10 protein-coding genes are annotated in these 5,427 nt (G+C 68.7%); 4 read left to right on the top strand and 6 right to left on the bottom strand.

Features of this window, described 5'->3' with window-relative positions:
- From K2Y03_RS06790 to K2Y03_RS06765, 6 genes are all read right to left on the bottom strand, one after another.
- Positions 1–900, bottom strand: a 900-nt coding sequence (locus K2Y03_RS06790; protein ID WP_294089472.1) for a 1-deoxy-D-xylulose-5-phosphate synthase N-terminal domain-containing protein, incomplete at its 3' end; no start/stop codon positions are given.
- Positions 901–969: 69 nt separating this feature from the next.
- On the bottom strand, positions 970–1,410 hold the full coding sequence (arsC, locus tag K2Y03_RS06785) for an arsenate reductase (glutaredoxin) (RefSeq protein WP_294089469.1): 441 nt from the start codon (positions 1,408–1,410) through the stop codon (positions 970–972).
- A complete protein-coding gene (locus K2Y03_RS06780; RefSeq protein ID WP_294089466.1) occupies positions 1,407–2,066 on the bottom strand; it encodes an MIP/aquaporin family protein in 660 nt (219 codons plus the stop codon). The genes arsC and K2Y03_RS06780 overlap by 4 nt, the downstream gene beginning before the upstream one ends.
- A gap of 136 nt (positions 2,067–2,202) precedes the next feature.
- Complete coding sequence (locus K2Y03_RS06775) at positions 2,203–2,664, bottom strand: ArsI/CadI family heavy metal resistance metalloenzyme (RefSeq protein ID WP_294089464.1); 462 nt, start codon at positions 2,662–2,664, stop codon at positions 2,203–2,205.
- Complete coding sequence (locus K2Y03_RS06770) at positions 2,661–3,002, bottom strand: helix-turn-helix transcriptional regulator (protein ID WP_294089462.1); 342 nt, start codon at positions 3,000–3,002, stop codon at positions 2,661–2,663. Before K2Y03_RS06770 ends, K2Y03_RS06775 begins: the two co-directional genes overlap by 4 nt.
- 187 nt (positions 3,003–3,189) lie before the next feature.
- A complete protein-coding gene (locus K2Y03_RS06765) occupies positions 3,190–3,645 on the bottom strand; it encodes a GFA family protein (RefSeq protein WP_294089460.1) in 456 nt (151 codons plus the stop codon).
- 147 nt (positions 3,646–3,792) lie between these two features.
- Here K2Y03_RS06765 and K2Y03_RS06760 point away from each other — a divergent pair, with 147 nt between their 5' ends.
- The 4 genes from K2Y03_RS06760 to K2Y03_RS06745 all read left to right on the top strand — a co-directional run bounded on the left by K2Y03_RS06760 (position 3,793) and on the right by K2Y03_RS06745 (position 5,331).
- Positions 3,793–3,966 carry a hypothetical protein gene (locus tag K2Y03_RS06760; protein ID WP_294089458.1) on the top strand — a complete coding sequence of 58 codons (174 nt, stop codon included), beginning with the start codon at positions 3,793–3,795 and terminating at the stop codon, positions 3,964–3,966.
- A gap of 2 nt (positions 3,967–3,968) precedes the next feature.
- Entirely contained in the window at positions 3,969–4,304 is a 336-nt protein-coding gene (locus K2Y03_RS06755; RefSeq protein ID WP_294089456.1) for a cell division protein ZapA, read from the top strand.
- 224 nt (positions 4,305–4,528) lie between these two features.
- Positions 4,529–5,110 (top strand): 5-formyltetrahydrofolate cyclo-ligase, encoded by a 582-nt coding sequence (locus K2Y03_RS06750; RefSeq protein WP_294089454.1) that lies wholly within the window; start codon positions 4,529–4,531, stop codon positions 5,108–5,110.
- A complete protein-coding gene (locus K2Y03_RS06745; protein ID WP_294089452.1) occupies positions 5,107–5,331 on the top strand; it encodes a DUF2842 domain-containing protein in 225 nt (74 codons plus the stop codon). The genes K2Y03_RS06750 and K2Y03_RS06745 overlap by 4 nt, the downstream gene beginning before the upstream one ends.
- The last annotated feature ends 96 nt before the right edge of the window (positions 5,332–5,427 follow it).

Raw genomic sequence — 5,427 nt, 5'->3', positions numbered from 1 at the left:
GCCCGCGCCGCGCGCCCCGGCAGTGCGCCACGCGTCCAGAATGGCGCCGGGCACCTCGAACGGCGGCGCGCTCCAGCCCAGTGCCGCGCGGGCGCCCGCCACTTCGTCGGCGCCCAGCGGGCTGCCATGCGTCTTGGCGGTGCCCTGCTTGGTCGGCGCGCCCTTGCCGATGATCGTGCGGCAGCGCACCAGCGAGGGGCGCGGATCGGCCGCTGCCTCGGCCAGCGCGCGGGCGATGTCGGCAAAGTCGTGCCCGTCGCACTCGGCCGTGTGCCAGCCGGTCGCGGCATAGCGCGCCGGAATATCCTCGCTCGACGACAGCGAGACCGCGCCGTCGATGGTGATGCGGTTATCGTCCCACAGCACGTTCAGCTGCCCCAGCCGCAAATGGCCGGCGAGGCCAATCGCCTCGTGGTTGATGCCCTCCATCAGGCAGCCATCGCCGGCGATCACCCAGGTCTTGTGGTCGACCAGCGCATCGCCGAAGCGCGCGTTCAGGTGGCGCTCGGCAATTGCCATGCCCACTGCCATCGCCAGCCCCTGCCCCAGCGGCCCGGTGGTGCATTCGGCGCCGGCCAGCTCGGTATTTTCCGGGTGCCCCGCGCACGGGCTGTGCAGCTGGCGAAACGCGCGGATGTCGTCAATCGTCGGCGCCGCATAGCCGGTCAGATACAGCAGCGCATAAAGCAGCATCGAGCCATGCCCGGCCGACAGCACGAAGCGGTCGCGGTCCGGCCAGCGCGGGTCGGCCGGATCGAATTTCAGCATCTGGGTGAACAGCACGGTGGCCACATCGGCCATGCCCATCGGCATGCCGGGATGGCCCGATTTCGCCGCTTCCACCGCATCCATCGAGAGCGCGCGGATGGCATTGGCAAGATCGGTCTGGCTGACGGCCATCAAAGCCCCCTTCGCGGCTGAGTCGGACAAGAAAGTTGCGCGCGTCTTTGGGGGGCGCCGCGCGCGCCGTCAACCGGTCGAGTCGGGCGCCGCGCGCACCACCTCGCCATCTTCCTTCACAAAGTCGGGCAGCGGCCGGTCGATCAGCTCCAGCACCCGCTCCGACGGGCGGCACAGCCGCGTGCCCCGGGGCGTCACCACGATCGGCCGGTTGACCAGGATGGGGTGGGCGACCATCGCCGCCAGCAGCGCCGCGTCGCTCACCGCCGGATCGAGCAGGCCCAGCTCGGCCGCCGGCGTGCCCTTGTCGCGCAGCACCGCGCGCGGCCCCGCCCCCATGTCGGCCAGCAATTGCGTCAGCTGCGGCACCGTCCAGCCGGTCTTGCGATACTCGACGACCGCCGGCGCATAGCCCGCCGCCACCAGCATGGCGAGCGTGTTGCGCGACGTGCCGCAATCGGGGTTGTGATAGATGGTGATGGGAAAGGCATCGGCCGGTGTATCGGTCATTGCTGGGTTTCCTCTTTCAGCAGCCAGTCAAAGCACCACACGCCCGCCAGCGCCCCGGCCAGCTGCGCCAGGATGAACAGCGGCGTCGAATGCGGCGCGATGCCGGCAAAACTGTCCGACAGGCTGCGCGCCAGCGTAACGGCGGGATTGGCGAACGAGGTGGAGGCAGTGAACCAGCATGCCGACAGGATATAGAGCCCCACGGCCACCGCGGTGAAGTCTTCCCGGTGGCGCCGCACGCACAAAATCGTGCCGATCAGCCCGAACGTGGCAATGAACTCGGCGAGCGCCAGCGGCAGCCCGTCGCGCGCGGTGGTCGCCACCTGCATCACCGGCCGCGCGAACATCAGATGCGTCACCCACACGCCCAGCGCCGCCCCGGCCAGCTGTGCCGCGATATAGCCCAGCGCGCCGGCCAGGCCGATCTCGCGCTTCACCAGCATGGCGAGGGTGACGGCGGGGTTGAAATGCGCGCCGGAGACGGGCCCAAACATTTGGATCAGCACCACCAGCCCCGCGCCGATGGCAATCGTGCTGCCGATCAGCGCCACCGCCACATTGCCGCCGGCCATCCCGTCCGCCATCAGCCCCGACCCCACGATGATCGCCAGCAGAAAGGCGGTGCCCAGTGCCTCTGCGGCCAGTTGTCGTGTCATCCCCATCCCCCCTGTCGCATCCCGGTCCGCGCCGGATGCTCGACGCCGTGTGTGGCGCGGCGCGGGCGGCGGCGTCAACGGGGGCGTGGCAGTTGTAGATGATGCCGCCACCATTGCCCGCCAACGCGCGCGCCGCTCACCCGCAGCAGGCGGAAGCCCGCGCCACGGCCGGCTTGGGCACGCAACAGGCGGCATTGCCATCACCCGCCGCCGGGACCAGGTCTTCGCCATAAACTGGTGCATCGGCAAAGGTGTAGAAGGTTTCCCAGTGCAGCCCCGACGGGTCCTGCACCCATGCCTTGTCCGAACGGGCGTAGCAGCAGGTGGTGGCTTCCTGGTCGCGCGTCGTCTCGCCGGCCGCATGCAGCCGCCCGGCCAGTTCGGCCAGCTCCTCCGCGCTATCGACCTGGATGCCGACATGGTCGACCCCGGCCTTTGCGCTGCGCTTCGAGATGGCGAAATTCACCCTGGGATCATCGAGCATCCACTTGGCGTAATCGTCCTTCACGACGCCGGGCTGGGCGCCGAACAGCGTCTGGTAGAAGGCGATCGAGCGGTCGAGATCGTCGACGCTGACATGAACATGCAAACGCTTCATGCAGATATCCTTTCGATAGCAACGGTTTCGCAGGCCATGTCGTCGCCACAGGCAACGCCGGCGCAGCAATTTTCCATCAGATACGCGACCAGCGCGTTCATCGCCGCAAAATTGGCGCGGTAGATGAGCGACCGGTGCTGCCGGTCCTGCCCGACCAGCCCCGCCCGGCTGAGCTGCGCCAGATGGAATGACAGCGAAGAGTTGGGCACGCCAAGCGCCTCGGCAATCGCGCCTGCCGCCATGCCACGCTCGCCCGCCTGAACAAGCAGGCGAAACACCGCGAGCCGGTGCTGCTGCGCCAGGGCACCCAGCGCATCGACGGCGGCTTCGGCGTTCATGCGCGACTCCTCGTTTCCATAGAAATCGAAATGAAGGACATGCGTGCCGATGTCAAGCTGAATTCGATAAATATCGAAATGATCCCAGCCGCCGACATTCCCGGCCACCGTTCCGCTGGCCGCAACCGGCAACCGGCGGCGGCTCGTGGCACAAAATCACACCCGTCTTTGCCGCACCGCGCACAGGCTAGCCCTTCTGCGGCCCCACCAGCGCCATCCATTCCGCGGGGCTTCTCGGCTGCTCCGCCAGCGCCGGCACGCCTTCGGGCAGCATGACCCAGGCCTGTTTGCTGCCCACCCACAGATGCGCCGCCGGCACGATCTCGGCGCTGCGATCAAGCGTGCCGCAGCGTAGCGAGGCAAAGCCGGGCCGCGTGTCATTCTCCGCAAAGATGCGCGTTTTGCAGGTCGCACAGCCCCAGATCGTCGATCCGGCACCGCTGGGCTGGGTATAAGCCCCGGCGTCGAGTGCGCCCTCAATCGTCAGATCCTGTCTGGCGAACAGCATATGCTCGCTAAAGGCGCTGCCCGTGCGGGGCTGGCACTCGGTGCAATGGCAGGCATAGGGCCGGAAACGGAACCCGTCGTGCAGCGTGTAGCGCACGGCACCGCAGATGCATCCGCCGGTCAGATCGCCCTTCATCGTTCGTTTCCTCCCGCCCGATTGGAGATGGCTGGTGCTGGTTGCAACTATGTTAAGCGATGGACGACAAAGCAAATTCAAACGCGCCGACATCCGGCTTCGCCGCGCGGTTGGCGCCGCCCGCGCCCTTTGCTACACCGCGTGGCCATGAGCGAGGGCGCGGCACGGATCGAGCAGGCATTGCAGCGGATCGAGGCGGCGCTTGCCCGCCGCGATGCCGCGCATCGGGCGCTCGCTGATCGCCACGCGGCGCTGCGCCGGCAGATGGCGCAGGCGGTGGAAGCGCTCGACGCGCTGCTCGCCGCCGGCGGGGGGCGCTGAGAATGGCCGAAGTCACCCTTTCCATCGGCGGGCACAGCCACCGCATTGCCTGTGCCGACGGGCAGGAGGCGCGGCTGCAGCAGCTGGCGGCGATGCTGGCGGAACGCTGGCCGGCGGCAACGCGCGCCTCTGGCGGGGTGCTGGGCGAGCGGGCGATGCTGTTCGTCGCGCTGATGCTGGCCGATTCGCTTGACGAGGCACTGGCGCGGGCGCCTGCCCCGGCGCCGGCCTCTGCCCCGGCCCCGGGCGATGGCGCCGACCCCGAATTGCTGGCGCGCGTCGCCACCCGGCTGGAGGCGCTGGCCGACGCCCTTGAGCGGGCCGGCCCGACACCCTAGATAGACACGTGGCGGGTACTGCCCGGTGCGAGCTTTAGGAACATCCCTGAGGCGATATCACCATCCTCGGGAGCTGTCCCTTCGCCGGTCCTGGCCGGAGAACATGGCTCCCACCTGACGTTGAGGCGTCAGAGGATATTCAAGCAAACGGCCCATGGTGGTCCCGCCACCCATTATCGACGCGGCAGGCAATGTTGGACATGTTGGATTTGGGGAACGCGTTGGTGCCGGGTTTTTCGGAAAAAGACGCGATTGAGTGTAAACGAGACGCTCTACCAAAGCTGCGCGAGGCGATGCGCGCGGCCCGGCTGGCCTTCCCCAAGCGGCCGATTGAGGCGCCTTCGCCCTTTCTGGATGAACTTTCCGCGCCCGGCGTGATCGCCAGCTATCTGCCAATGGCGGGAGAGGCGGACCCGGCGCTGCTGGAGGCGGCGGCACTGGCGCGCGGCTGGCGGCTGGCGCTGCCCCATGTCCGCGGGCGGCGCTGGCCGATGCGGTTCCTGCGCTGGCAACCGGGCGATGCGCTGGAAGACGGCCCCTTTGGCCTGCGCCAGCCGGCGGCCGATGCGGCGGAGGAGGCGCCCGATCTGGTGCTGACCCCGCTCGTCGCGTTCGACGCCGCGCTCAACCGGCTGGGCCAGGGCGCGGGCTATTATGACCGGGCCTTCGCCGCCCTCCCCGCCGCGCGGCGGATCGGCATTGCTTGGTCGGTGCAGCAGGTCGCCGCACTCCCCGCCGCACCGTGGGACGTGCCGCTCCATGCGGTCGTCACCGAACTGGGCTGGATGGGGGAAAAGCGCGCATGACGCCCAGCTGGCGCAAGCCCGCCGGGGCGCTCCTCATCCTGGCGATGATCACGGTCTGGGCGGTGCTGGTCGCCAGCCTGGCCGACACGGTCACGCTGTGGCCGATCCTGGCGCAGACGCTCTTCTATCTGCTGACCGGGCTGATCTGGATCGCCCCGCTCAAGCCGCTGCTGCGCTGGATGGAAACCGGGCGCTGGCGCGACGGCGGCGAGGCGCCCTGACGATCAACCGATAAGTGGAAATGGTGGAGCCGAGGGGGATCGAACCCCTGACCTTCGCAATGCCATTGCGACGCTCTCCCAGCTGAGCTACGGCCC

Origin of the sequence: Sphingomonas sp. (genome assembly GCF_019746015.1) — a bacterium.
In the GTDB taxonomy this organism is placed as follows: domain Bacteria; phylum Pseudomonadota; class Alphaproteobacteria; order Sphingomonadales; family Sphingomonadaceae; genus Sphingomonas.
This window is presented reverse-complemented; position numbering and strand designations above follow the sequence as displayed.